The sequence below is a fragment of the Streptomyces mexicanus genome (genome assembly GCF_902506575.1).
In the GTDB taxonomy this organism is placed as follows: domain Bacteria; phylum Actinomycetota; class Actinomycetes; order Streptomycetales; family Streptomycetaceae; genus Streptomyces; species Streptomyces mexicanus.
The window spans coordinates 1-1,698 of record NZ_LR732586.1 but is presented as its reverse complement, the minus strand read 5'-3'; the positions used below and the strand labels follow the sequence as shown (position 1 = coordinate 1,698).

The following is a 1,698-nucleotide window of genomic DNA, read 5'->3' as shown; positions in this document are numbered from 1 at the left end:
TCCCGGTGGCGCCTCCGCTCCGGCGGCCGTCGGGGCGGGCAGGACCACCCAGGCAGGCGCGGCCGCCGGAGCGGAGGCGCCACCGGGAAGGCGCGGCGGCCTGGGCAGGTGCCCTGGCATCGAGCTCCCGGAGTCCGTCAGGTGCGCAGGAATCCCACACCGCGGCGGTCGTTGCAGCCGGAGACGGTGGCGGGAGCGTCCGGACCGGGCAGGCCGGCGCCGTCGTCCGCAGGCCGGTCCGCCTGGAGCGCCTGGAGGGCCACGCTGGTCAGACTCAGCAGCAGGTCGACGTCGGCCGAGGCGTCGAGGCGGATCGTCACCCAGGACGAGCCGGGCACGACCCGGACGGCGTCGAAGCGTCTGAGGTCGCCCGCCAGGCGGCGTATCGCGCGGGCCGTGAGCTGGAGGTCCACGTCGCGCTCGGAATGGAAGTGGGCGATCTCGCCGTGCACCGAGCTGACCGCCCGCCCGATGCCGCAGCTGGGCTCCGCTTCCGTCAGGTCCGGCCAGCCGGCCAGTTGGGCAAGGGCACGCGCAGCGAGCGTCATGGTCCCATCATGGCGCGCTCACCGCACGGCAACCGGTGCGTGAGCGAGCTTTAACCGATCCGTGTCCGAAACCCCGTCGGCCGGCCGGTCGCACGGACCGGCGTGCCCCCAACGCGGAGGCGGGGCGGCGGAGTTGCCCGTCTCCACCGCGTGCGCCGGAGCACCACCGGGGAGAAGTGGACCGAGGTGCTTCCGTTTGGTGTCCGCCCTCTGGACGCCCGGCGCCACGTCAGTACGCTCCCGGCGAAAAGCGCCCTTCTCGTCGCGAGTGGAAGGCGGTGCCCCATGGCAGACGCAACGTCCGGACGGGGACTGGTCGGCGAACTCATGGCCGAGTTCCTGGGCACCCTGATCCTCATCCTGTTCGGTGTCGGCGTGGTCGCGCAGGTGGTGGCCGCGGGGATCGGGGACCACGACAGCATCACCTGGGCCTGGGGCCTGGGCGTCGCCCTCGGCGTCTACGTGGCCGCGCGGATCAGCGGCGCCCACCTCAATCCGGCGGTGACCCTCGCGCTGGCCTGCTTCAAGGGCTTCTCCTGGCGGAAGGTCCTGCCCTACTCCCTGGCCCAGACCCTCGGCGCCTTCGTGGCCGCGCTGCTGGTGCGCTGGAACTACACCGAGGCCCTCGCCAAGGCCGACCCCGGTCACACGCTCAAGACCCAGGGCGTCTTCTCCACCCTGCCCGGCAACGGCACGCTTCCGGTCAGCGAGTGGGGCGCGCTGCGGGACCAGGTCATCGGTACGGCCCTGCTGGTCCTGGTGATCTTCGCCGTCACCGACCTGCTCAACACCCCGCCCGGCGCCAACCTCACCCCGCTGGCCATCGGCCTGCTGGTGGTGGCGATCGGCATGGCCTGGGGCGCGGACGCCGGGTACGCCATCAACCCGGCCCGCGACTTCGGGCCGCGCCTGGCCAGTTACCTCACCGGGTACGGTTCCGCCTGGCGTGATCAGTACGGCAACCCGTACTGGTGGGTTCCCGTCGTCGGACCGCTGGCCGGCGGGGTGATCGGGGCGCTGGTCTACCGCCTGGCGATCACGCCCGACCTGCCGCGGGCCGCCCGGGAGGAGCAGGAACCGGGCCGCGTGCCGGCGCCGGAGCCCCGGAACGGCTGACGCCGCACCGGGCGCACACGCCGCTCCCCGCCCC

Annotated in this window: 2 protein-coding genes; one reads left to right on the top strand and one right to left on the bottom strand. The window is 73.6% G+C overall.

Going from position 1 to position 1,698, the window contains the following annotated elements:
* Positions 1–137: 137 nt before the first annotated feature.
* Entirely contained in the window at positions 138–548 is a 411-nt protein-coding gene (locus GV126_RS32745) for a luciferase domain-containing protein (RefSeq protein ID WP_159674646.1), read from the bottom strand.
* Positions 549–833: 285 nt separating this feature from the next.
* Here GV126_RS32745 and GV126_RS32740 point away from each other — a divergent pair, with 285 nt between their 5' ends.
* Complete coding sequence (locus GV126_RS32740) at positions 834–1,664, top strand: MIP/aquaporin family protein (RefSeq protein WP_159674644.1); 831 nt, start codon at positions 834–836, stop codon at positions 1,662–1,664.
* Positions 1,665–1,698: the final 34 nt, after the last annotated feature.

Coding starts and splice junctions, on each gene's coding strand:
- GV126_RS32740 (WP_159674644.1), top strand. CDS start 834: ATGGCAGACGCAACGTCCGGACGGGGACTGGTCGGCGAACTCATGGCC.
- GV126_RS32745 (WP_159674646.1), bottom strand. CDS start 548: ATGACGCTCGCTGCGCGTGCCCTTGCCCAACTGGCCGGCTGGCCGGAC.